Below are 25,818 nucleotides of genomic sequence, written 5' to 3'. Positions count from 1 at the left end.
GCACATGAAGTTAACGAAGTATTTCAACAGATTACCGAAACATTCCAGCTAACTTTTCGGGTGAGCGAAAGTAGCACACAAACGAATGACAAGTTATTGAATTAAAACTATTATTCTTCATTATCTTCATGGTGAAATGCTTTTTTTACTGTGAAAGATCGTAAATTTTGATTCATTATCTAATTTTTCGATATGCAAAACTCCGCTCTGGCAATGCCGGTTCCGGAGAGGGTGCGGTTGCTCGATCGACAGGCGTCGGCGGCAGGGACAGCCGCCGTCGAGCCTACATGGACGTATTCACGGCGTCCTGTCGGGCGAGTGACCGCACCCTCCCCACCAGAGAACTTTCATTTGCCGGGGCGATGACCAGGCCTTCATGAACGTTAGGATAAAACTGTACCTGAGACCCGATCAAGGCGAGGCGCATTACGAATTACTCTTGAACCAATATCCAGGGCTTGACGACGACGGCCCATACTTCAGTGTTTGCTTGGTACCACGTTAAGGCTTGTTGATCGGAGACCTGTCCGACTTGTCGTGAATTTAACCACTGCTCGACCTGGTCTTTATTGTCTGAGGCTATTTGATAGGCCGCCTCGACCAAGTCCAAACCTTCTGAGACGTGAATCGCCAAACCCGATGCGAAAAAACGCTGCAGCTCCCGCCAAGGGATTTGCGAGGTCTCGAGATTAAGTTTAGCTTTGGCAAGCTCGTGTTCGGATGTTGTTAACATGGCAGTCATAAGAACGAATATTCGAGATAGAATTGAATTAATCGCAATCGCGGTAACTATTCAGGGCATGCGGTAGGTTGGTGTCAGGCATTGATTTGTAAGGACGCGTGAACCCAAGCACCTAAATTCCATAGGTCTTTGGCAATGATTCAAAATCATGGCTTATTTTGGTGCTGGGTGAACACATCCCTATATGCTCTGACTGCAACGTTTTGTTGCAGACAGCCTTATAAATCAATACCTGACACCTTCTCATATATGACTTATGCTGAATAATTACCAATCGCGATAAATTAATGATATAGTCGAAAAATCAAGCTGTTATTCTATATCATTTATAACGAAGCGTCGCCCGCTTAACCTATCGGTTTTTAGATTGCGAACGCACAAACATAGCGAGGATATTTTATATGATCGGATCTTTTTTTCGTAAATCCAAATTAAAAGCGGCTATCAGTCATGTCAATAAAGCCCGAAAAAGAGAAGGCGCTGAGGCGGATCATCATTTCGACAGCGCTTATAAAGGGTTTAGCGAAGTGATCGATAAGGATCTACTGTTTACCGAAACCTTATACAACTGGGGCTTTGCATTGTTGCATCAAGCCAAAACGAAAACCGGCGACGAAGCTGTCAAACTTTACCAGGAGGCTATCGAAAAATTTTCATTTTGCCGCATGGTCAATGCCGATTCCTTGGGCGCGGCAATCGACGGCGGCGTCGTCTATATGGACTTGGCGCGTCTAAAAGGGGCTGCGCCGAAAGACTCCCTGTACGACAATGCATTAACGTTGTTTCAGGAGGCGAACCGAATACAATCGGGCTCGGCATCCTATAATCTGGCTTGCATTTACGCGTTACGCAACGATCAAGAAGGGTGCTTGAGCGCACTGGAAAATTCACGCGACCATGGCAGTTTGCCGTCGGTCGACGACATTCTCGGCGATTCCGATCTCGATAACATGAAATCGCACCATTGGTTTATCGATTTTGTCGAGTCGTTAAAAATTCCGGAAGAACCGGAACCAACTCCCGAGGAAAAGACATCCGAACCGGAAGTCGAAGCATCTTCGCAGCAGCCCGCAGCCGAAACAAAAGAACCGATCGCCGAGCCGGAAAAAACGGCTCCAGCTCAAGAAGAGAGTACTATCATCGAGACCCCGGCTGAGGAAAAAGACAAAAAGTAACCACAATCGACAAATCTTGTGAATGGTTCGGGGACAACACGCACAAATCGCCCTGAATCGTTCACTTCAAATTTCGGCAGCGCCTAGGGAAGGCGCCGGAGTACCCGGCATAAGGATTTCCTTCCGCCGACACCTGACAATTGAGCCACCGAACTCTAATGGACTTGAAATTTAGGTGCTGGCCTTTGACGACACCCCGGTGCCGAATTTTGATCTAATGGGTATATTTCAGTCAATTTCATGCATCGACGCTAGCGCCGACTCATAATCGGGCTCGTCGGCCAATTCCGGCACAAGCTCGGTATAAACGACCCGATCCTGCTCGTCGATGACCACGATCGCTCTGGCTGTCAAACCGGCCAACACACTGTCGACTAACTCCACGCCGTAATCGCGTGCAAAACTCGAACGAAACGTCGATAACGGCACAATGTCCCTGGCGCCTTCCACCTGACAAAAACGCGCTTGAGCAAACGGCAAATCGGCCGAAACGACCAACACGACACCGTTTTCCAAACTCGCCGCTTTTTGATTGAATTTTCTTGCGGACGCGGCACAAGTCGGCGTATCCAAACTGGGCACGATATTCAGGCATTTCTTCTTGCCCGAATAGCTAGCTAAGGTCACTTCCGCGAGTTTTCCATTGACCAGAGTAAAGTCCGGCGCCTTGGATCCGACCGCCGGAAGCTCGCCGCAAGTGCTGACCGGTGTACCTTGAAATTTAATCGTAGCCATTCTATAAGTCCTGATTTTAAAATTTACTGTGAAAGTACGCGAACCGAAGCGGGTACTGTTGCTGTTTCCCAAGCTCTGCTTGGGAAGGAGCAGACGACAAGATACCGCTGACTTTCATTTGCCGGGGCGACTGCTGGGCTTTCATGAACGTTACTGTGAAAGTTCGCGGATTTGAAATCTTAATCTAGTTTTTCGATATTCAACACAATGCCGGTTCCGAAGAGGGGGTTTTGCGGGACGGGTTATTTAACCCGTCCCCAACGTTTCGATTTGCCCTAAACATTTCGGCTTACTTCGGCCAAAGTCGAAATGTTTAGGACGGGGTTGCAAACCCCGTCCTGCTAGGTACCCAGCCATCCCTCGCACTTTCATTTGCCGGGGCGATGACAGCTTCTTCATGATCGTTACTTGATTATAACTTCGGCTCAAAGAGCATGATAAGCCGGGCTGAACTCATGCACCGCGTCGACCATCGCTTTGACATGCTCCGGATTAATATCCGGCAAAATACCGTGACCGAGATTGAAGACATGTCCGGAACCGCGACCGTAACGCTCCAGTACTTTTTGGACTTTCGCGCGAATGACATCCGGATTGGCATATAGACTTATGGGATCCATGTTGCCCTGCAAAGCCACCTTGTCGCCGACGCGCGCTCTGGCTACCCCGATATCGGTTTGCCAATCCAAACCCAAGGCATCGTAGCCGGTATCGGCCATTGCTTCGAGCCAAAGCCCGCCGCCTTTCGTAAACAAAATTGTCGGAACCTTGCGTCCGTCCGCTTCGGTTTGCAATTCTTCGCGCACCAATTTGGCATAGTGTAACGAGAATTCCAGATAATCCTCGGAAGTCAACATCCCGCCCCAAGTATCGAACAGCATCACCGCCTGAGCGCCGGCCGCGATTTGCGCGTTTAAATACAAGGCCACCGATTTTGCCAGTTTCTCCAGCATACGATGCACAACACCGGGCTGCTCATACATCATCGACTTGATCTTCTGAAAACTTTTACTGCTGCCGCCCTCAACCATGTAAGTCGCCAAGGTCCAAGGACTTCCGGAAAAACCGATCAACGGCACGCGGCCTTGCAACGAAGTTCTAATCAAACGAACCGCATCGATCACATAACGCAGTTCCTGCTCGGGGTCGGGTATCGGCAATTTATCGACATCGGCAGCCGAGCGAATCGGATTACTGAATCTAGGGCCTTCGCCTTCGGCAAAACTTAGCCCCAAGCCCATCGCATCGGGTATCGTCAGAATATCGGAAAACAAAATAGCCGCGTCGAAAGCATATCGATCCAACGGCTGCAGCGTAACTTCGCAAGCCAGTTCCGGATTCGTGCATAGATTCATGAAACTGCCGGCTTGCTCGCGGACTTTACGATACTCCGGCAAATAGCGCCCTGCCTGACGCATCATCCAGATCGGCGTCCTGTCGACCGGTTGTTTTAATATGGCTCTGAGGAAAGTATCGTTTTGTAATATCGTCATTATGTTTAATTTTCTTGTTTAAAGGAATAAGCGCGAATCGACTTGAATTTACTATTGATCCCATCCAAAACCTAAGGATATCGCCAAAAATAACCGTATGCGTTCACACGCTGGAGATCCTATAGTATTCAATTTCCTGCTGGACGGGGTTGCAAACCCATACGCATCAAGCTAAAAACGGCCAACCCACATCCGCTCATGTAGCCCGTATTCCGCTACGCTCCATCCGGGCTACGCTACAGGCTCACATGACCCTGCGTTACTGCCATTTAACGGAAAGAGCCACTTTCACTTCTTTTTCAATGGTATCGCGAAGCTAGAGCTTCACATATTTGTTTCCCAAGCAGGAGCTTGGGAAACAGCAAAATACTTATTTTTCTGGCTCCCTCGGTCCTCCGTGGGAGCCCGTACCTTGGCTACCGAGGCAAGACCGGCATGCATTCCCGCACTGGCGCGGAAACGAGATGGGTCGCTGTTTATCAGTAATTATTCCCCCCTATCGTTCCCACGCTCCAGCGTGGGAATGCAGCCCGAGACGCTCTAGCGTCTCGTACCGCTGGAGCGGTACTCAGGCATTCCCACGCAGAGCATGGGAACGAGAATGACTGAGGGACTGAATACTCACGTTGATCAAGTTATTTCATGCGCGTTACTTAGTTTGCATTTTTGGTATCGTTTTGTAAAACCGCGAAACGCCTAACCCAAGCCCCTTTGAATTCCGCCGGCAATTTTCCGGCAGCCCTTTTGGCATCGGCATGACTGCTAAACGAGCCGTACAGCAAAATAAATTTCTCTTTACCGCCGATGCGAGTTTCAAGATACTTCAAGTCCTGCTTGAGGTGCCGATATTTGTTCAGCACATTGACAATCGACTGTCGGCTCGATAATACCATTAATTGCAAAGTAAAATGATCCGAGGATTGCTTAAATAACCAAGACCGGTCATCATCTTCCGAGCGATTGGAATCTATCGTCTCCTGCGGCTTTGTCTCAATCTTTTCATCTGCGACTGCCGACACTAAAGGTTCGGCTTTAACTATACTCGGATCGGCGATCGGATTCTCAAGCTTGTCGTTTTCGGCAGAGTCAGAAACCACCTCGAGATCATTTATCTTCTTATTTTTCACAGTGGTCTCGATTTTCCGGTCTGGTAGAGCCGCTACCGGGGCCGTAACGACGTTTGTCATCTTAGGCTTAGGCTGTTGCTCGGCGACATCGGTAACGATGCTGTTATTTACCGCCTGCTTACCGGCAAACTTTTCAACCGGCAACGGAACCGACAAGGCCTGTTGCTGCGGCCTCGGCAAAGACTCCGTTAAATGATGATCGGATTCAGGAACCAAGGCCTCCCAACCGACCAAGGCGATACCTGCGATCGCAAAAAGCGCGAACAGCCCAATCGAAAACCGGACGGGCGCGCCCAACCGCTCGAAATCGGACAAGCGAGGTAATTCAGCAATAATTTTACCCGGAATGCCATGCGTTTCGCGGTAGACATACTCCACCATGTTATCGCTGACCGCATTGAACGAAATCGGCGCGTCCGGCTTCCCGGAAAGATTTTGCAAAAAATCTCGGCATTGTTTTTCCGACAGCGGCAATAGCTCGATAAAATGACAATCCTCGACAGATCGGTCAGAACGACTTTTGATATATAGTTCGTCTTGAGTTAGCGAAAAAATAACTCTTAATGTCGGGTTAGCCAAAGCATATTCCGATAAAGCATCAATCAAGCCAGGTATCAATTCGCCGGCATTATCGATCATTAAGATTAACTTGAGTTTTTTCTGCTCAAGCAATGCGATCGCATCATCCAGGGAAAAGCCTTTACAAGCCGGTTGTTCGATCTCCAAGAAACGGCGCAACCGTTCTTGAATCTCCGCAAAATTTAACTGATGATCGCCGGCCATGAAACAATAATGCCCTTCGACCGGACGTTGCTCGCGCAAGACCGTCAACAATGTCGACTTACCGATACCGGTTGGGCCGTTAACGATCAACGGACGATTAAAATTGATTATCAGATGAATCAATAACTCGAACTTTTGAGCGCGCTCGGCAGTAATTAACGATTTAATCGCCGGTTTTGCCAAGCCATACGGCCTATTCGCAGCTTGATTAGGAACGTGCATGAAATAACTTCGACAACGGTTAGAAGGTGGTTCGGTGGCTCGATTGACAGGTGTCGGCGGCAGGGATTGCCGCCGTCAAGCCTACATGGACGTATTCACGGCGTCCTGTCAAGCGAGTCACCGAACCACCCCAGAGCCTACTACTTATATAAGTTATTTTGTGCATATTCCTTAGCCTTTTCAACCATATCCGTTTAGCGTCGCTACCAATAATGCTTTTTCCACACCGACCGGCAAGGTTGCCTCGCCGATGCTCTTCAACAAAATCAAACGAATATTGCCGTCGACATTTTTTTTATCCACTGACATCAATTCGATAAAACGGTTGGCATCGAGCGCTGCCGGAGGCTCGACCGGTAACCTAGCCCGCTTAAACAATCTAATAATACGTTCGACGTCGGCATCGGTCAGCCAGCCTTTGCGTCTTGATAAATCGGCCGCCTGGCAAGTACCGATCGCGACCGCCTCGCCGTGCAAATAGCTTCCGTAGCCCATACCGGTTTCAATCGCATGACCGAAGGTATGACCTAAATTCAAGGTGGCCCTAACATCGGCTTCTTTTTCATCCGCGGCAACGACTTCGGCTTTATTGCGGCACGAACGCTCGACCGCATACGCGAGCGCTTCGGCATCCCTATCGAGCAAGGATTCGAGATTGTCCTCGAGCCATGTAAAAAAATCGGGATCGCGGATCAAGCCGTATTTGATCACTTCGGCGATACCGGCAGACAATTGCCTGTCGTCCAATGTCGACAAGACCGACATATCGGCAATCACACATTGCGGTTGATAAAACGCGCCAATCATGTTCTTGCCGAGCGGATGATTGACGCCGGTCTTGCCGCCGACCGACGAATCGACTTGCGCCAAGAGTGTGGTCGGGATTTGTATAAATGGAATTCCGCGTTGGTAACAAGCGGCGGCAAAACCGCCCATATCTCCGATGACGCCCCCACCCAAGGCAATCAAACTGGCGTTTCGACTGAATTTATGAGCTAACAATGAATCGAAAATCCGGTTCACATAGTCGAGCGTCTTATAGTGTTCGCCATCCGGCAAAATAACGGTTTCGACGACAAAATCCGACAGGTTATCGAGCACCTGTTGCAAATATAAAGGCGCCACCGTTTCGTTTGTCACGACCAAAACTTGTTTTGAACGAATATGCCGAGTCAATAAATCGGCTTGTTCCAGCAAACGAGAGCCTATATAAATCGGATAACTACGTTGCCCTAAATCGACTTGTAATGTTTTCATTTGTTTTTTGTTATAGCTCTAATTTTCTGTGTCGCTAAAGCGCTTTTCAATCCGTAGGGTGCGCATCGCGCACCTGGGTCGGGGGAACTTGCATTTGGTTCGGTACCGTGGAAAGGTGCGCGATGCGCACCCTACAGCACTTTCACTTCAGCTTCGGTATGCATTCCCACGCTGGAGCGTTGGGAACGAGGAATCTTGACCCATGTGACTTCGATACCATTTATTGTCACCCAAGCTTACCGGATTTCTCTCACCTATCGCTAGGTGAGGGACGATCTAGGGATCGCTCCCACAAAGGACCCCTTTCACCTTTCCTCTTCAACCTCATAAATCCCTATATCGCTGCAATATATTTTTAACCGCGGCCTTACTCTGTAATGTGCCGCTATCGACGACATAGTCCGCGCATGACAAATATAACGGCTCGCGCTCGATTAGCAACTGTTCCAACTTCTCTCTAGGGTTGTCGGTTTGCAATAACGGGCGCTGCGTATCGCGCTTGGTTCTTTCCAAAATCCTGTCCACCGAACATTGCAAATAAACCACAAAACCGTTTTCCTTGAGACATTCCCGATTTTCTTCGCGGATAACCGCACCGCCGCCGGTCGCCAACACGACATGAGTCAATTTTGTCAAACCTGCTAACGCTTTTTGTTCACGATCCCGGAATCCCGCCTCACCCTCGAATTCGAAAATCGTCGGTATATCGACGCCAGTCAAGTCTTCGATAATCTTGTCGCTATCGTAAAACGGCATTTTTAACGATTTAGCCAACAGCCTGCCGATTGTCGTTTTGCCGGCCCCCATTAGACCGATGAGATAAATATTCTCCGATTTAGCCATGCGATTTCTAGTAATTTTTCGCGCGCATAAAAAAGGGGGCATTATGCCCCCTTTTTGGCCGAAGTAGAAGCGGGTAATTAGTTAGCCCCCGACAAATTCTCGTGAACAATTTTTGGGGTCACGAAAATTAACAACTCTGTTTTTTCATCGCTCTGCTCGTTTCGCCTAAACAAAAAGCCGATTCCTGGTATATCTGAGAAAAATGGAATTTTATTGTCTAAGTTAGTTTGGGCGCTTTCAAATACCCCACCTAGCACTACTGTTTCCCCATCCATGACTTGAACATTGGTTTCAAGTTCCCGAGTAACGATCGGAGGAGTTCCTTGTATTGCTCGGGCAAAATCAGGCTCATTCTTGGTTATCAACAGCGCCATTTGAATCGTTCCCGAAGGTGTAATCTGAGGAGTGACATCCAATTCCAATTCAGCTTGTTTAAATTGAATATTAGCGCCCTGGTTAGCACTAAACGCTTGAAATGGCACTTCAAAACCTTGTCTGATTTTAGCTTGACAACGATCGGAAGTCATGACCCGAGGATTAGACAGCAACTCAGCTCGCCCCTCATCCTGTAAAGCAGATATTTCGAGATTCAATACATAATCTGCTCCTCTGGCCAAAGTCATCGCTAATGCACCATAAGGATTAGTTGCACTAAGATCTACTAGCAAATCACTTACCTGTGCGGCACCGCTAATGTCACCTTCAGTCCCTCGACCACCAACGGCAAATGTTTTTCCTGAGCCAACCTGTGCGGCTTTTGCCACGCCAAATCTAACGCCCAAATCGCGTGCAAACGTATTACTGGCAATCACAATCCTGGACTCGATCATCACCTGGCGCACTGGGACATCCAGCTTGGCGATTAATTTTCTGATTTCTTCCATACGACTAGCAGTTTCTCGAACAATTAATGTATTAGTTCGGCTATCCACAACTGCAGTGCCCCTGGGAGATAATAGAGCAAACTCATCGTCTTTTGATGTGAGAAATTCATCAGATAATACAGATTTTCGACTACCGGCAGCCCTTAAATTTATATTTCCAGCCCCACTTTGTACATTTGCTTGGCCTGCACCACTTTGCATAGCCCCAACATTTGTCCCTTGTTGACCAATTCCACATGTTCCAAATAGTCCTGTATCGAGGCCATTTAATAAGTTTCGAAAGCTTTCAGCTCTTGCGTAATTTATTTCTATATACTCTGTCCGTAGAGGTTCCATTTGCGCTACTACAACTTCGGTTTCACGCTGCTTCTTTTTATATTCCTTGATCTTGCCGACCGGAGCGATCAATGTGACATTGCCGGTTTGGTATTTTTCCAAACCTTTGGTCATCATAATAAAATCCAGCGCTTCGTCCCAAGGTACGTCGTCGAGTTTCAAGGTTATCCGCCCGGTTACTTCGTCGCCAGCGACAACGTTCTGTCCGGTAAACTCGGACAGCAAGGTAATCACGCTGCGAATTTCGATGTCTTGAAAGTTTAGCGACAAACGATCGCCGGTATAGCGGTCTTTCTGACTGTCTATTACGTCTTTTTCCGCTTGCGTCAACGGGCGAAATTCGACAGTCAGCATGCCTTCCGATTGGAATTGAGAATATTCGTAAAGCGGACTCTGTAAATCGACGGTAATTTTGGTTTCTTGACGGCTACTGACCGCATCGAAAGATCTGACCGGCGTCGCGAACTCGGATACGTCGTAACGCTTCGAAAGCCGCTCCGGTAGACGGGTATTGACAAAATAAATCTCAACCTTACCGCCGACCTCACGGGTATTGACCATCGTATTCGGCTCGCTCAACGAAATCAGAATACGCCCTTCGCCACGCGGCCCGCGTCTGAAATCCAAGCCTTTGATGCCTTGCTCGGGCAAAAACTGCGCTATCACATCGCTTCTCGCTTGTTGTGCAGCCGTAGCCACGATCGATGTTTCCTGGCGAACGACCGGTGCCTCAGCCTGCGCCGCCCCAGCTAACGTGACGAATACTTTATTACCCTCTGTGCTTGTTTCATAAGGCACCGAAGAAATCAAATTAATGACGACTCGCAGCCTACCACCGGATTCGGCGACATACACGCTATCGGCGGCATCTAAATTAATCGGAAATTTTTTCTTGGACAAACCGCTTTTAACACCGCTAAAGTCCAATGCAATTCTGGCGGGGTTGTCGGTATGAAAAACCCGAAGCGCCGGCGCAGGCCCGTCCATTTCCAATTGCAACTGCAACCGGCCTCCCGATAATCGGGTAAAATCCAGGTTTTGAATTTGTACTTCACTTGCTTGAACGGCAAACTGAAAAACGCACAGGAATATTCCCGCGAAGATTGTTTTCCAAAGAGGCTCGGTCACTCTGCTCATGTTATTGCTGCCTTGAATACTCATTGTTTAATCCCCAACATCATTCGGACAATGCCAATGAAGTTTGCTGTTCTCGCCATGTTCCCGGCTTATCGGGAACGATTTCCATCAATTCGATTTTATCCTCGTTGATACGAATAATCTTACCGTGATTCTTGCCCATGTAATTACCTTCTCGCACCCGGTGGATAGTGCCGTCTCCGGCCTTGATCAATCCCCATAGCACCGCATCCTTAATGATGGTTCCCGCCATTCTCAGGCTGTCCAAAGAATAGGTTTCCAATTGCTCTTTTCGTCGGGTAGGGTCGGGCCTAATCCCTCTCCCTGTCCCGACATCCACAAGCTCGGTTTCCGCAGCTTTTTCTATGGGCCGGAACGGATCGCGTAAACCGCTCGGCTTAAAGATGAACGGTTCGATCACTTTGATTTCAGGCAGCGGCTCTATTTGCGTTTTCGGCCGCGCCTTGACTTGATTGATATATTGAATCAAATCGGACTTATCGTCGCTCGAGCAAGCACTCAGTAAGAATAGGCTCAACAAACTTAAGGCCGCAAATGCACCATGTTTCAAAATTCCATCGACAAGCCGACTTTGCCGTGACCCTGAATCGGTTAGCGATAAAATACTCGGCTTCATCTTCTACCTCTTCTTTGCTGAGGCTTTGCCGGCGCGGGACCTTGCTCCCCCTCGTTATAGGTCTTGATCGTGGCGTCCATGACCATTTTATCGGACGATTCGCCTTTAGCTTGTTGCGAAACCGGGGATATCTTAACGTTATGCACTGTCACGATCCTCGGCAATGAAGCCAAACCGCTAACAAATAAAGCCAATTCTTCATAACGCCCAATAACTTGTATATTGATCGGGAGCTCCCAATAAAAGTCGCGGCGCACTGGGTCTATCGGCCTAAATAGTCTGAATTCCAAACCGCTCGCCAAGCCGGTCTGTGAAATATCCACCAATAAATTCGCCACTTCGGAGCGAGTCGGCATTTGTTTGATGATTTCAGTTAGCGAATCCTCAATCTGTTCTAACTGCGCCTTGTAGTCCGGTAGATTGATCGCTTTCTTTTGTTTAGCCTCGAAGCTGCTCTTCAAATCGCGCTCAGTCTGTTCCAATCGTTCCAACGCTTCCAATTGATCGGCGGTATCGTAATAATAACCGCCGACAGCAACGAGTACGCACGCTATTGCAATGACTACGGCTTTAACCGGTGTCGGCCAAGTCCCGGCCTCATTAAAATCCCAATTAATTTCAGACAGATTCATCAGTTTTTCTCATCTTCGGAAATCGCGCCAAGTTTCGCGATAAGAATAAAATCGCTGAGCTGATCGACCTTGGTTTTTTGTTGTGACTGTATGATGTTCAACTTAGGGCTATTCAGCCACTCGGAAGCCTCTATCGCCCGCATGAACGCCGATACCCGCGCATTCGATTCGGTTTTCCCATTAAACGTCAATACCGTATCGGATTGAACAAAGCTTGTTAGAAAAACGCCGTCAGGCGTCCTTCTGGCGACTTCATCGAAAAGGCGCACAATCAAGGGTCTACTTTCCTGTAGCTTTTGAATCACATCGATCTTAGTCAGTAATTCGGTTTTCTTTTCTTCAATGTTTTTTATTTCGGCGATTTTCTTGTCGACCGCAGCGATCTCATTCCTGAGCATTTGGTTCCGGCTTTCCTGATGCGACATTACGTCGTCGTAATGCATGTGAACCGCAAAAATCAACACCAGGGTTAAGGCAATAGACAACAGTGCAACAGTCAAAAACTGCTGTTGCTGTTGTTTTTTAAGCTCGGCTCGCCAAGGGAGCAGGTTAATTCGGGCCATTAATCGAAACTCCTTAGCGCAAGACCGCAGGCGATCATCATCGCCGGCGCATCGCTACTTAAACTTTGCGGTTTCACTCGATTCGATAAAGCCATATTAATAAACGGGTTGGCAATAAAACAGGGAATACTCAAGTTCTGCTCGACCAACTTGTCGACACCGGGTATCGATGAGCAGCCGCCCGCCAAAATAATCGAATCGATCGTTCTATTGGCGCTCGATGAAACAAAAAATTGGAGTGATCGCGCGATTTGCTGAACCATAGCCTTCTTAAACGGCTCTAATACGTCATTGATATAATTATCGGGAAGACCGCCATGCCGCTTGGCAAGACCGGCTTCTTCGTAGGACAAGCCGTAGCGGCGTTGAATTTCATCGGTCAACTGCCTTCCGCCGAAGCCTTGTTCACGCGTATAAATGGTTCTACCGTCCGCAATGACGTTCAAAGTCGCCATCGTCGAACCGATATCCGAGATAGCAATAGTCTGACCTTCGCTAGAACCGGGTAATTGATCGGCGATAAGAGCAAAGGCGTTTTCCATCGCAAACGCTTCGACATCGATGATTTTGGCTTTTAAACCCGCCTTATCCAAGGCTTCGATGCGGTCCTCGACATTTTCACGACGGGAGGCGACCAAGAGCACATCAACCATTTCGGAGTTTTTAGCGTTTTTTCCCTGAACTTCAAAGTCCAGGTTGACCTCATCTAGTGCATAAGGCACATATTGATCTGCCTCGACCATGATTTGTTCGTAAACTTCTTCGTCCGAATAATTAGCAGGCATCGTTATGATTTTGGTCATAACCGCCGAACCCGCAACCGCGACGCAGGCATGCTTAACTTTCGTTCCGGATTGTTTGATGGCTTGTTTGATGGCGTCAGAGATAACATCGACATTCGCGAAATTTTTATCGATAACGGCATCCTGAGGTAATGGCGCGACGGCATAACTTTCGACTCGATAACGAGGACCGTTTTTCGATAATTCCAATAATTTAACGGCTGCCGTGCTAATGTCGATACCGACTACAGGCACATTTTTGCGACTAAACCAGTTCATCGTGGAACCCTTGTAAAACATTGAATTGTTGTTGCATCGAATACACTGTTGCCTATCTAGTTATCGATGATGCATCGTTAAGAAGCACATAAGTCATTAAAACGGGAGCACATCCTTGTGTCAGGTTAGAGTAACAATCACGCAGGCACTAACATCAATACGTCCGACTAAACTGCACAGACATCAGTATAGTAATGTTTTTAAATTACATAAAAAAATATTCATTCCGCTTTGATTTCGATCGCTTTTTCAAACCCAGTCACATTATCTCATAGCCGGCGACAACGAATTATCAGCATCGAAAATCAAAGATTTAGGCAAACTTATTTCGCACAGGAGCACGAACTCAACAAAGCGGCAACTATTTTGCGGCAACAACGAAATAGCATGATTTTAGAGCATTCATTAAAGTTTGTGTTGCTCAAAAGTCAAATCAAGTATATTTTTAGCAACAGTCAGCGTCAGATTTCTTTTTATTCAATCCGTTAAGAATCAATCGAACCTGACGATATAATCATAACCAAGGTAGTATTACTCCCTTTATACTCAAAAATTAGCTAACTTTATGAAGGTATGGGGTGTGGCTAGCGAGGATGTCGGCAGCAGGGAGCTGCCGCCAAGCCCCATGGATGGGTTTACCCAGCACCTAAATTCCATAGCCCATTGGCTATGCTTAACTATCTGGGATAATTTAGGTGCTGGGTGAACGGCGGTCCTCGATAGACACACCACATGCCTTTTATTCTTAGACGGTTTTTCGATCAAAAGGGAGTAAGTCCCTCTGAAAAGGGAAAAAACCATGTCACCAACTTGTTAGCTCGGCAATAACATCGGCACAATTACTTTAGTGGTACAAACCGGAATACTTCGTGATAATTAAATTACTGATCACCTTTTTTAAATGGTTAAGTGTGCTTTTCCTAATCGGCCTAATATCAGCGGCGATCTACGGTTATCTATTATTAGAGCGCCTCTCAGAAGAACTACCTGATATTAACCAATTAAAGGATGTTCATTATCAAATTCCACTGCAAATTTATAGCAAGGATAAACTCCTCATCGCTGAATTCGGAGAAAAAAAACGCAGCCCCATTACAATCGACCAAGCTCCCAAAGAGCTGATTCATGCATTCCTAGCGGCTGAGGACAAACACTTTTACGAACACCACGGCGTCGATTTCGTAGGCTTATTTCGTGCAGCGTTGAAGCTCGCCGCCACAGGTAAAAAGGAACAAGGCGGCAGCACGATCACGATGCAAGTCACACGAAATTTTTTACTGAGCCGCGAAAAAACCTACACCCGTAAATTAAAAGAAATTCTTCTATCGCTCAAGATAGAAGAGACTTTTTCAAAAGATACAATTCTCGAACTTTATTTGAATAAAATCTATCTAGGTCAACGTTCCTACGGCGTTGCAGCCGCCGCCCAAACCTACTACGGCAAATCCTTAAACGAGCTCACGCTGGCGGAATCCGCAATGATAGCCGGCCTACCTAAAGCGCCTTCGGCCTACAACCCTATCGTCAACCCTGCTCGGGCAATGGAAAGACGCGACTATGTATTATACCGAATGCATAAAATCGGCTATATCGACCAACAAACTTATCAAACCGCTCTTGCCGAAGCCAATACGGCCAGAGTGATTCATCGCGGCATCGAACTATCTGCGCCTTTTATCGCCGAAATGGCGCGGCAAAAAGTCCTTGAGCTTTACGGACCGCAAGCATACGGGTCGGGAATGAAGGTCTACACGACAATTACCCGCCCCCTGCAAAACGCGGCCACCCGGGCTTTGAGAAACGCCTTGCATAGCTATGACGAACGCCACGGCTACCGATTCAAATTGTCCAATGCCCCCGCTCAAAAAACCGACATCAATAAACTGCCAATCATCGGCGACAGCTATCCAGCATCGATCAAACGAATCGATAACGACAAAGCTATCGTCCAATTACGCGGCGGAAAAATCGTTGAAGTACCCTGGAGCAATATGAAATGGGCGCGCAAGTTTATCTCGCGAAACGCACGCGGCAACACACCGCAATCGATCCACGATCTATTCAAAACCGGCGACGCCATTTTTGTTAGACAACTCAACGATAAAACCTGGGCTTTAGCACAAATACCGGAAGCCGAAGGCGCCTTTGTCGCCATCGACACGATCGACGGAGCCATATTGGCACTAGCCGGCGGTTACGACTTCAACCACAACAAATTCAATCGAGTAACACAGTCGAACCGTCAACCGGGATCGGGATTTAAACCGATTATCTATACAACAGCCCTGGAAAACGGTTACACAGCCGCATCGCTAATCAACGATGCACCGATCGTACTGGAGGGCTCAAGACCCGGCCATGAATGGCGCCCTGAAAATTACAATCGAAGATTTTCCGGCCCGACTAGCCTAAGAGTCGCGCTTCGACAATCCAAAAACCTGATTTCGGTTCGCTTGCTGCTGAATTTAGGTATCAAACCTGTCATTGAGACCGCCATGCGCTTCGGGTTTGAAAAAAATCAGCTTCCCAATAGCTATACGCTTGCGCTAGGCAGCGGCCAAGCCACTCCACTGCAAATGGCGCGCGCTTATGCGGTCTTCGCGAACGGCGGTTTTTTGATCGAACCCTATTTGATCGACCGGATTGAATCCGGCGACGGCAAATTACTGTACCAGGCCAACCCTCAAGTCGCCTGCCTGGACTGCACCAGCGAATCACCGGCATTCATTAATCAAGCACCACGCATCATCACGCCGCAAATTAATTTTTTAATGAACTCTCTGCTGCGCGACGTCGTGCAAAGAGGGACCGCAGTCAAAGCAAAACGACTCGGACGCACCGACCTTGCCGGAAAAACCGGCACGACCAACGATCACCGCGACGCATGGTTCAACGGCTATAGCACCACCGTATCCGCTACGGCATGGGTAGGATTCGACAATTTCAACAGCCTGGGCTACAAAGAAACCGGGGGCGCCGCGGCCTTGCCGATGTGGATGGAATTCATGCAGACCGCTTTACGCGACAAGCCGGAAATCCCTTTAACGCCACCGGAAGGCGTTGCAAAAATGTATGTCGACGCCGAAAGCGGCATGATGGTGTCGGCAGCAATACCGGGAGGCATTTGGGAGTTTTTCGACACTACGCAGCAAGCACACATGCATTCGCGCACGAATTTTGAACTCACGGACCCCGGAGAAGCTCATTTCAGCGAAAGACATCCGATTGAAACGCTGTTTTAGACAATTAACCACGAAGCACATGAATATGTTTCAGTATTTCGGCTATTAATTTAAGACGGGACTGTTTAAGGTTAAGCCGCAGGGCTCAGGTCGAACGATTTCTGGGAACCCATACCCCATAAGCACCAACTTAAGGCGCAATACATTGATTCATAGTTGAAAAATAAGAGTGTATACCCATCGTAGATGAAAATTCGGCCTTGGGGTGCCCGCCAAAGGACGCCGTAAATACGTCCATGTAGGCTCTATGCCAGCTCCATGCTGGCAAAGCCTTTACCGAGCACCCCAAGGCCTCCTGCGATAATGCCGAAATTTGAAGTGCGAAAGGTATAACCACAAAATGATGGATTTCCGTTTCGCTGCTACCCAGGCTACTGCTCTGCACAGACCTTCCTGCATGGCCGATTTTGCGTAGGATGGGTAGAGGCGGAAGCCGAAACCCATCGTTTTTCAACCGGACGCAGTTTCTATCGCAGGACGGGGTTTATAAACCCTTCCGTAACGTTTTTTACCGTTTGCGGGCACCCATGATGGGTTTCCGCTTCGCTCCTACCCATCCTACTGCTTAATCAATCACTTAGATGCTTAAGTTGGCGCTGATGAACCCATACCCTGGCATCGGTATGCATTCCCACGCTGGAGCGGTAGGAACGAGAAGCGTAACCCGAATTACGCTGCTATTGAATTAACCTCATGACCTTCATGGCAAAATACTTTCTCTAGACTCAAAGAATCAACTACCCATCTCGACACCCTTAGCGTCAAACCTGACCTGATAGCGCATATACTGCGCCGTTTCTTCCAACAATCGCAACAGCACCAAACGCCCCTCCTTCAGCGCAATCTCGGCGCCCAAATTAAACTTCTTATGTCCGGGAAGATAGCATTGATAATGCCCCTCGTAACTCTCCATGATAAAAGTCTCGGTCGGCGATGAATCGGCGGTGGTAACCGCAAATGGACTTTCGGAAACCAGTTCCAACAAAGCACTCTGATATAGCGATTTTTTAGCCGACACAATAGGTCTTGCAACCGCCAACAAAGGCCGCAAGCTTTGCCCATAAAGAATCAGTAAGTTATTGCCTTCTACAGGCAATTTCAAATATTCCGCAAGATAAATCCCGGGTAAGCCGGTTTTAAACGTTTTAATAGCACCGTATTGTAGTTCGACTTTTTCCTGCTTTTTTTGTCTACCCCAAATTTCATCATTGCTGACCCGATGAAATACTTGTTCTTCAGGCTCGGGGTCGGCCGCCAATTCGAAATACTCCAATATTTTTTCAGGCTTCGGCGTATTGATTAACGAAACCAGGCCACCGCGAATATGCTTATTCAAAAAGATAGCAACCTGTTCATAACCCGAAACGAAAGCATAATACTTGGGTAAAACGCGTTCCGTACTTCGAACTATTTGCTGAAAATTAGACAATGTATTAAACAAAACAGAGCTATAGGTAACCGGTAAACTCACCTGCGTATTCAGCACGGCTTTAGTCAACGCTTCGGCATGGAAAGTCAGCACTTTTAAGCCTTCCGGCTTTAACACCAAAGGTTCGGGGGGCTTACCGTGTTGATAGTCCCAATAAAAACCCGCCTGATGCTCAAATAGCGTCAATAAAGCTTGCTTTTGCTCACAAAAAGCAAATAAGCCTTGAATCTCATCACGGTTGAAACGATACGGATTACAAATAACAAACAGTAAATTTCGTCGCAAAGCCTTGGCACAGGTATTCAACGGTTGAAATGCCGGCAAGGCCGACGTGATCAGCGTATCCAGTCCCGCCTCTTGAGCATGCTGATAGGCGATCCCCATATCATGCCAAAACGAACCGGGTAATCGTTCATAGCTCAAAGCACGATGAAAACTGCTCCAGCCAAGCATTTGCAACGCATAGTTAGCATGCAAGGCCTTATTGGCCGCATCGGTTTGCGCTAAATGATTATGCAACTGGGCCAGATACACCATCAACTGAGAAGACATCCGGGCCAACTTATAGAGGTCCGGTTTTTGTTTAATAAACCGCTCTAAAAATTCAACAATTTTAACCACCACCGGATCGAACAAATCGATGACTTGAGCCAACTCCTCGCTATCGAGTTTCTCGATTTGCTTGACCAAAAGATTCAACGCCTTTAAAACCTCGCTGCCGACCGCCACCGCATCAGGCGAGTTCAATTGACTGAACCACTGTTTTACGGACGAACGATTTAATTCAAAAGGCAGAGTCATGACGAATAATGATACTTTTGTGAAAAATGCGTTAATTCTAGCGCTTTTGAATGAAATTGAAAGAAAGCTGCCAAACTAAAATCAACTATACCTATCCCCATATATGGATACCTTCGACAAGACTCTCTTGAGCGCGGTCGAAAGATTCAGGGAAAACGGGAGTTTGAGGCTCTCAACTGCTTTTTTTACTCCCTATTATATGCCTATCGCACATCAAATTTCGGCATTAATGTATGGAAGCGTCAGGGGTGTCGGCAAAGGCTTTGACAGCATGAAGCAGGCAAGGAGCCTACATGAACGTATTCACCCAGCACCTAAACGAGCCATGAATTTTGTATCATTGCCAAATACCTATGGAGTTTAGATGCTGGATTTAGGGTACTGGGTTTACGGCATCCTTCGAACGCCTCCCGGTGCCGATTTTTGATCTACGATGGGCACAAAACTCATGAATACCCTACTCATCCCACATCCTGCGTAGATTCATACTAGTTTTTAACATTAACTCAGCTGTGCGGTCGTGTCCGACTTTTTCGAGATATTGCTTACGAACATTTTCAAGGTCCAATAGAATCTGTCGTTTACGGGAATCTCGAATACGCGACTGAATCCAACCGACAATGACAATACGCTCTCCTCGTGTAACCGGGCTAACACGATGCAGCTCGCCCGTCGGATAAAGAATCAACGAGCCGGCATTTAGCCGTATACGCTGCTCTCCCAAAGCGGTTTCTAGCACTAAATCACCGCCATCATAAGCTTCTGGACTGGATAAAAACAAAGTAAACGAAATATCGGCTCGATTACCTCCCGGCATGATGGCCGCGTCGGTATGAGTCCCATATTCCATACCAACCTGATAGCGACTTAACATGACATTGACAACCGCACGCGGCATGGTCAACGCATTGAATAATGGATTAGCCATAATCGCTTGAGACAACAACGGCATCAAATCCGGGACTTTATCCACCATTACTTGTTGATTATTTTTAACCGACTTAGCCATACCGGCTGCGGTAACTTTACCATCATCAAATTCAACTTGCTCAAGGCTGTTGCATATCGAAGCCACCTGCTCAGCGGTTAATACATCTTTAATTACAAATACTGAATCCATGGAAATCTCAACGTCTTTGTTATACAAACATGAAAGACAGCCCTGACTCTATTGCACGACTCAAGCGAGAGCTGATAAGTGCCCATTATCGCAACAAAGCCAGTTATCGAGAACCCCTCAAAATACCATTTTCTTCAGTCTCAACCGAAGTTCGCGCGCCCCGTCGTTATACGCACCTTGAACAACCACACGATTTCATCATACCGGCAAGACCCGCCCGTGCACGGATTTAGCGCTTTTACTCCCGTTGTACTCAAAAAACGGCTAACTTTATGAAGGCATGGGGTGTGACTAGCGAAGATGTCGAACCCTCGGCAAAGCACATAACTCCAGGAAGTTATTTTTCACGAAACCCTAAGCTTTACAGACGCGGATGATTGAATATTAAGTAATTCTTCTTCAACACCGGCCGCGTGCGTCAATTCCGCGACATTTTGTTTCGTGAAAAAACCGTCGAAATCGCCAAATCGCTGCACATATTCAATGATTAACGACGAATGCTCCGAAGCACTTGAAAATATCTGCTTAATACCTTCTTCTCTCGAACCGATAACGTCCAACAAAAACTTTTTTCCCTGACGAGAAATCTCACTCACCACGTAGTCGATATTTTCCATGCCTTTATATTCGCCGTCATTAACGCCGATCGCTAAATGATGCAGGCGAGGCCCGTAATTACGGACGAAGGTTTCGGTCGGCGACGGTAACTTTTCCAAATGATTGACAAAATATGGCGTGTTGTTAGCCGTAAACACTTTTGCGGGGCTATGGATCTCATCCGCAAAATGCACGCTTTTAGTCACATTGGTTGAGGAATTTTGATCTTTAATATCGTATGAACCCCAATAAAAATAACTCGACAGCGATAGCCATTCCAGAATCGCGGTTTCGCGATTCTGGCTATAAATACGCGTTGCCAAGTGATCGATGGGATTCAATAACTTGTCGATTCCTAGCTCTTCCTGCAGCTCTTTGGCTTGCCGATAAGCCGTTTGTACATCGTCTCGAATCCGGGAAAGCCCTAATGAATACACCCTGATCTGGTTTTCCGGTCGCTCCATATAAGCGACAATATTATGGCTATAGGGTGAAGGCTTACTGATCGCCAAATTACCCGGCAGCTCCAATCGACGGTTCTCATCTTGCGAAAAAAAACGAAATTCACGCTCTTGTTGCAAACGCGTCACCTCGCTCATGTTTTCCACTCGTAGAATTTCACCCATATAACGACTGTTCGGCTTACTTGCGCCAATTGGATAGACTTCATTCAAGCTTCGAAAAATACCCATAGTCGATGGGTCTTTCACCTCTCTAATCAGCAGGTCGGGCGAATTCATATCGATACGCAAAATATGCGTCCAATGGGATTCGCTTTCCAGCGTCACGAGATAATGATAAGGCGTCATTAAGCAAAGTTCGCCGACATAGCGAATAGAGTGACCAGGATCCACAGTGATCATTAGCGCGTCGATCTGCCCTATCATGTCGGTCAAACCGACACGATCCCGTTCGGTCAAAAGCTCGCGTAGATAATGTTCGAAAAAATCGGAATTCTCTTTGTCACCGTGGCGTGGGAAAGAAAGTGATTTCATGGTATGTCTTCCTGAAATTTGTTCTTGCATCAGGCCGTTACCGGCCCATTAAACAAATTTTTTAAGCACAAGACATACCATATCGCGAAAACGCCTATTTTTATTCAATATCAATTACGTATAAAAATATCCTCTGAAACTAACGATTTGTTTATGCGTCAAGATTGTGCATTAGGATTTAGTCATACTCCCTTTTGATTAAAAAACCGTCTAAGAATAAAAGGTATGGGATGTGTCTATCGAGGAACGCCGTAAACCCATCCATGGGGGCTTGGCGGCAGCTCCCTGCTGCCGACATCCTCGCTAGCCACACCCCATACCTTCATAAAGTTAACCATTTTTTGAGTATAAAGGGAGTAAATAACTTCCCTATTTTTAATGCAAGGTACATGAAGATATTTGCACTAAGAAACGTTCACCTTATGTTTATTCCATAAATGCCGGAATAACTCGGCTAAACAAAGAATGATCAATCCCGTAACTATCCCGGCCAATCCTTCGTAAGCCTTCTCGTGCAAATCCAGATAACGCCATAATATGGCGACCGCCAAGCCGCTCGCGACAGCAGCAAGACTTGCGAATTGAGTGGGCCGCATTCCCACACATAACACCAACAGCAAAGGCGCAAAGGCGCTTGCCAATCCGGACCATGCCATGATTACCAAGCTGAACACACTATGATTATTTGCCAAGGCACCGAGTAAAGCCAAGAATGTCACGACAATGGTTACCCCTTTGATCAAATACTGGTTTTCGATTTGATGCGGCAAGATGTCGTGAGTCAACGCCGCCGAACAGCTTAACACCACCGAATCGGCAGTGGACATCGTGGCTGCGAATAAGCCCGCTAAAATCAAGCCGACCAGGGCCGGAGACAACAACTCCATAGCCATCGTCGGCAACGCCAACTCGGCATCGAAAGCCTCCGTATCGACCAGATAAATGCGGGAAAGTAGCCCTACGCCGGTGGCCGCCAAGTAAAACGCAATATACCAAAGGTAATACCACAAACGTGCTTTGTTCATACTGGCGGTATCGTCAAGCGTCATGAAACGCACCATGATATGGGGCTGGCCGATAACCGACAATCCGGCAAAAAGCCAACTGATTGCGAATAATAAACCGCCGGCAATACCCGGCAAGGCCAAAGACTTGGGGAACCAGTCTAAAAAACCGTCAATCGCTTGCATTTGCATTAGGGTCGATTCGACCCCACCCAACGCCTGAGTGGCCGTCATCAATAACACACTCATTGCAACGATCATCACTATCGATTGCGCGGCATCCGTCCAGATAGAAGCTCGGATACCGCCCGCGAAACAATACAAGGTAACTAATATGCCACCCATAACCGCCCCTGCCCATGACGGCCATCCGAAAAGCACATGCAGTGCCTTACTACCGGCGACCAGTTGCGCGCTGGCGTAAGCCAATAGAAAAACCAACGAAATCACGCCGATAACCCGTTGCAGCGCCGGCTGCCCTCCTCCCGTGCTCCAGACGCTAAGCACGCCGGCGTAACTGACTTCACCGGTGATTGTTGCCGCCGCCTTAAGTCGTTTATGCACCAATAGCGATGCTAAAAAATCTCCGGCAATCCATCCTATCATCAACCAAATGGCGGCGAGTCCGGTGACATAGGTATAACCGATAACGCCGATGAACATATAGCCACTGTTATTCGTAGCCACCGCCGATAAACCAACCAGCCAAGGTTTGACATTGCCGCTGGCCAAGTAATAATCCTGCTTGGTACCACGGCTTTGCCAATAAGATGCCAAGCCAATCAGCGTAAACAGCAGTAAAAAAAAACTAAACGAGAGAACCATTAATACTCCTAATCTGGTCGAAAATCTCTAATTTTCAGGATGTGTAGGGTATTCGGAAAAGGTGCAGGAGAGTGCTGCTGAACAGACATACCTCGCATCGTCACCAAATTTGAACGCTTTTTCAGCATGTACCTAAAAGAGCTGCCGGTATTTGTTGTAGATCGTTCTTGCTGGGCCAAATCGAATAATGAAGAACTCAAGACAAACGGCAGTTTGAGGCACTCAACTGCTCTTATTAGGGTGAATGGATTAGTCCCGTAGAGTAATAGCTATGGCCTGTTACGAACACCATCAGACTTGTGTTTATCAACAGAAGACAGAAGTTAATGAGTATTATCTTCACTGGGCAACAGCTCGATAAACGGCTCAAAGTCTTTTAAGGCCTGCAACGCAGGGTCATCGGCAAACTTATCGCGATAATCCTCAGTGCGTTGCAGCGCCTCGGATAAACAGTTAACGGCCTCTTCATATTGATTCAATGCGGTATACGCACAAGCCAATTGGTAAAAAGCATGGCCGTTTTCAGGATCGATTTTCAACGCTTGCTGACATAGATTGACAGCCCACTGCGGCTCACCCATATCGAGTACCGCATCGGCCTTATAAGTCAATGCTTCGCAATCCTCGGGACGCAATTTTAAAATTTGATCGTAGATGGCGATTTTATTGGCCAAACTGCTTGCTTGGCCTGCCCTGAGCCACAACGATTGCACATCTTGCGTCCGCTCGATATCCTCGCCGATTTTCTCTATCAATTGCGCTTCTTTGTTGAGTTGTTGCTCGACAATTGCCAAGCGCTCTTCATATTCATGGACAAGTTTCGAGACTTTCTTATCCGCCATGGACTGCACACGCTCTTTGATATCTCTGAGCGAGGTCCAACCCAGCAGCACCAAAATAGTACTGGCGCCGGCAATCAAGTAGAAAAAATAAGTAACGGTATTAGTGGCGTAAGTGACGCCTCTATCGACCGAACTGAGCTCTCTATCCACAATTTGCTGAATCAGCTCATTCCTCTGCGCCGCCATGTCCATACGCAACTGCTTGAGTTCATCCAGCATATAGCGCTCGATGAAAGGACTATATAAGGGCTTATCCAAAGACTCAATCGCATCTAAGCGATCTTGAACCTCTGCTTCATCGTTGATGTTCTCGCCTAACACGGAACAAGGCGTCAGCACGATCAACATTATTAAAATTCTAAGCATAAATCGATTGACCGACAGCAACGTTAAAAGGCCGCGGTTCGATAGCACGTATAGCCTTGCGACTGCAAAGATATTCGGGACGAGGCGATAAACCGCAAAACGGCCATGTCACTCGATTACTGATCGCGTTATAGACGAAAAAGACATTGGAGCGAGGCCACGGGGTGATATTACTGTTCGAACCATGCATCATATTACTGTCGAAAATTAAGACACTGCCGGGTTTTCCGATAGCCGATACAATGCCGCCATCGGCAACCAAACTAGCCAAACATTCATCGCTGGGTATCCCGTACTCCTGCTTTTTCAACGAGACCGAATAATGATTCTCCGGCGTTTCTTCTTCGCAAACGACAAATTTTTTATGCGATCCGGGAATCAACATTAAAGCCCCGTTACGCTGGTCGTTTTCAGTCAGAATAATGGACATGCTGAGCGCACGCATTCTGGGCATGCCGTCTTCTACATGCCAAGTTTCAAAGTCCGAATGCCAGTAAAATTCCTTGCCTCGAAAACCCGGCTTATAGTTTAAGCGCGACTGATGAATGTAAACCCGGTCATTTAATAGATGCTGGGCCAATCCCGCTAAGCGATTATCGGCAGCTAAACTTTTAAACACCGGACTGATTTCATGAATTTTAAAGAGTGAACGGATTTCGTCGCTGGATAATTCAGTTATCGCTTCCGCCGAGGCTTTTATCTCTTTATCGTCATTTAAACGATTGAGTTCTTGCCTGAAAGAATCGACTTCCCGCTTATTAAAAACATTATCAAGAACAAGAAAACCCTGTCGTTCATATCGGGCTTGCAAGTCCTCGGCAATGAGACTTGGATTAGCTGCTTGCGCATAAACCACTGGATCTACGCGTTGAATTATTTTCGGTTTATCACCGTTGCGAGACTGATAAACATCTTCGCTTTGTTCGGACTGTTCGGCTTTCTCGGTAATCATTGAACATTTAACCCATAT

General features: G+C 47.3%; 19 protein-coding genes. 2 read left to right on the top strand and 17 right to left on the bottom strand.

Translation table 11 applies throughout. From position 1 onward, the window contains the following. Positions 1-433 precede the first annotated feature (433 nt). Complete coding sequence (locus tag WJM45_RS03755) at positions 434-742, bottom strand: DUF2288 domain-containing protein (protein WP_341327649.1); 309 nt, start codon at positions 740-742, stop codon at positions 434-436. Between the two features lie 401 nt (positions 743-1,143). Between WJM45_RS03755 and WJM45_RS03750 the strand changes: the two genes are divergently transcribed. Next, entirely contained in the window at positions 1,144-1,917 is a 774-nt protein-coding gene (locus tag WJM45_RS03750; RefSeq protein ID WP_341327648.1) for a hypothetical protein, read from the top strand. Positions 1,918-2,145: 228 nt separating this feature from the next. On the opposite strand, the gene tpx is transcribed toward WJM45_RS03750, so the two are convergent. From tpx to WJM45_RS03700, 10 genes are all read right to left on the bottom strand, one after another. Next, positions 2,146-2,652 carry a thiol peroxidase gene (gene tpx, locus WJM45_RS03745; protein ID WP_341327647.1) on the bottom strand — a complete coding sequence of 169 codons (507 nt, stop codon included), beginning with the start codon at positions 2,650-2,652 and terminating at the stop codon, positions 2,146-2,148. Positions 2,653-3,077: 425 nt separating this feature from the next. Continuing rightward, complete coding sequence (gene hemE / locus WJM45_RS03740) at positions 3,078-4,145, bottom strand: uroporphyrinogen decarboxylase (RefSeq protein WP_341327646.1); 1,068 nt, start codon at positions 4,143-4,145, stop codon at positions 3,078-3,080. A 653-nt stretch (positions 4,146-4,798) separates the two neighbouring features. Further along, complete coding sequence (locus tag WJM45_RS03735) at positions 4,799-6,277, bottom strand: SPOR domain-containing protein (protein ID WP_341327645.1); 1,479 nt, start codon at positions 6,275-6,277, stop codon at positions 4,799-4,801. A gap of 180 nt (positions 6,278-6,457) precedes the next feature. After that, on the bottom strand, positions 6,458-7,534 hold the full coding sequence (gene aroB / locus WJM45_RS03730) for a 3-dehydroquinate synthase (RefSeq protein ID WP_341327644.1): 1,077 nt from the start codon (positions 7,532-7,534) through the stop codon (positions 6,458-6,460). Between the two features lie 324 nt (positions 7,535-7,858). Then, positions 7,859-8,377, bottom strand: a complete 519-nt coding sequence (aroK, locus tag WJM45_RS03725; RefSeq protein ID WP_341327643.1) for a shikimate kinase AroK — start codon at positions 8,375-8,377, stop codon at positions 7,859-7,861. 77 nt (positions 8,378-8,454) lie between these two features. Continuing rightward, a complete protein-coding gene (gene pilQ / locus WJM45_RS03720) occupies positions 8,455-10,734 on the bottom strand; it encodes a type IV pilus secretin PilQ (protein WP_341327642.1) in 2,280 nt (759 codons plus the stop codon). Between the two features lie 40 nt (positions 10,735-10,774). Next, positions 10,775-11,371: a pilus assembly protein PilP gene (locus WJM45_RS03715; protein ID WP_341327641.1), complete on the bottom strand. Its 597-nt coding sequence runs from the start codon at positions 11,369-11,371 to the stop codon at positions 10,775-10,777. Continuing rightward, entirely contained in the window at positions 11,368-12,003 is a 636-nt protein-coding gene (pilO, locus tag WJM45_RS03710) for a type 4a pilus biogenesis protein PilO (RefSeq protein WP_341327640.1), read from the bottom strand. Before pilO ends, WJM45_RS03715 begins: the two co-directional genes overlap by 4 nt. After that, complete coding sequence (locus WJM45_RS03705; RefSeq protein ID WP_341327639.1) at positions 12,003-12,566, bottom strand: PilN domain-containing protein; 564 nt, start codon at positions 12,564-12,566, stop codon at positions 12,003-12,005. Before WJM45_RS03705 ends, pilO begins: the two co-directional genes overlap by 1 nt. Beyond that, positions 12,566-13,627, bottom strand: coding sequence for a pilus assembly protein PilM (locus WJM45_RS03700; RefSeq protein ID WP_341327638.1), 1,062 nt, complete (start codon positions 13,625-13,627; stop codon positions 12,566-12,568). Before WJM45_RS03700 ends, WJM45_RS03705 begins: the two co-directional genes overlap by 1 nt. Before the next feature lie 869 nt (positions 13,628-14,496). Here WJM45_RS03700 and WJM45_RS03695 point away from each other — a divergent pair. Further along, positions 14,497-16,869, top strand: coding sequence for a penicillin-binding protein 1A (locus WJM45_RS03695; protein WP_341327637.1), 2,373 nt, complete (start codon positions 14,497-14,499; stop codon positions 16,867-16,869). A gap of 733 nt (positions 16,870-17,602) precedes the next feature. On the opposite strand, the gene WJM45_RS03690 is transcribed toward WJM45_RS03695, so the two are convergent. From WJM45_RS03690 to thpD, 6 genes are all read right to left on the bottom strand, one after another. Next, positions 17,603-19,099, bottom strand: a complete 1,497-nt coding sequence (locus WJM45_RS03690; RefSeq protein WP_341327636.1) for a hypothetical protein — start codon at positions 19,097-19,099, stop codon at positions 17,603-17,605. Positions 19,100-19,556: 457 nt separating this feature from the next. Further along, a complete protein-coding gene (locus WJM45_RS03685) occupies positions 19,557-20,219 on the bottom strand; it encodes a Fe2+-dependent dioxygenase (RefSeq protein ID WP_341327635.1) in 663 nt (220 codons plus the stop codon). A gap of 344 nt (positions 20,220-20,563) precedes the next feature. Continuing rightward, a complete protein-coding gene (locus WJM45_RS03680) occupies positions 20,564-21,811 on the bottom strand; it encodes a hypothetical protein (protein WP_341327634.1) in 1,248 nt (415 codons plus the stop codon). Positions 21,812-22,215: 404 nt separating this feature from the next. Further along, entirely contained in the window at positions 22,216-23,640 is a 1,425-nt protein-coding gene (locus WJM45_RS03675; RefSeq protein WP_341327633.1) for a sodium/proline symporter, read from the bottom strand. 323 nt (positions 23,641-23,963) lie between these two features. Continuing rightward, positions 23,964-24,848, bottom strand: a complete 885-nt coding sequence (locus WJM45_RS03670) for a tetratricopeptide repeat protein (protein ID WP_341327632.1) — start codon at positions 24,846-24,848, stop codon at positions 23,964-23,966. After that, positions 24,841-25,800, bottom strand: a complete 960-nt coding sequence (thpD, locus tag WJM45_RS03665; protein WP_341327631.1) for an ectoine hydroxylase — start codon at positions 25,798-25,800, stop codon at positions 24,841-24,843. Before thpD ends, WJM45_RS03670 begins: the two co-directional genes overlap by 8 nt. Positions 25,801-25,818: the final 18 nt, after the last annotated feature.

It is taken from the genome of Methylotuvimicrobium sp. KM2 (genome assembly GCF_038051925.1).
Taxonomy (GTDB): Bacteria; Pseudomonadota; Gammaproteobacteria; order Methylococcales; family Methylomonadaceae; genus Methylotuvimicrobium.
Note: the sequence above shows the minus strand (reverse complement) of the source record. Positions and strands in the feature narration are given on the sequence as shown.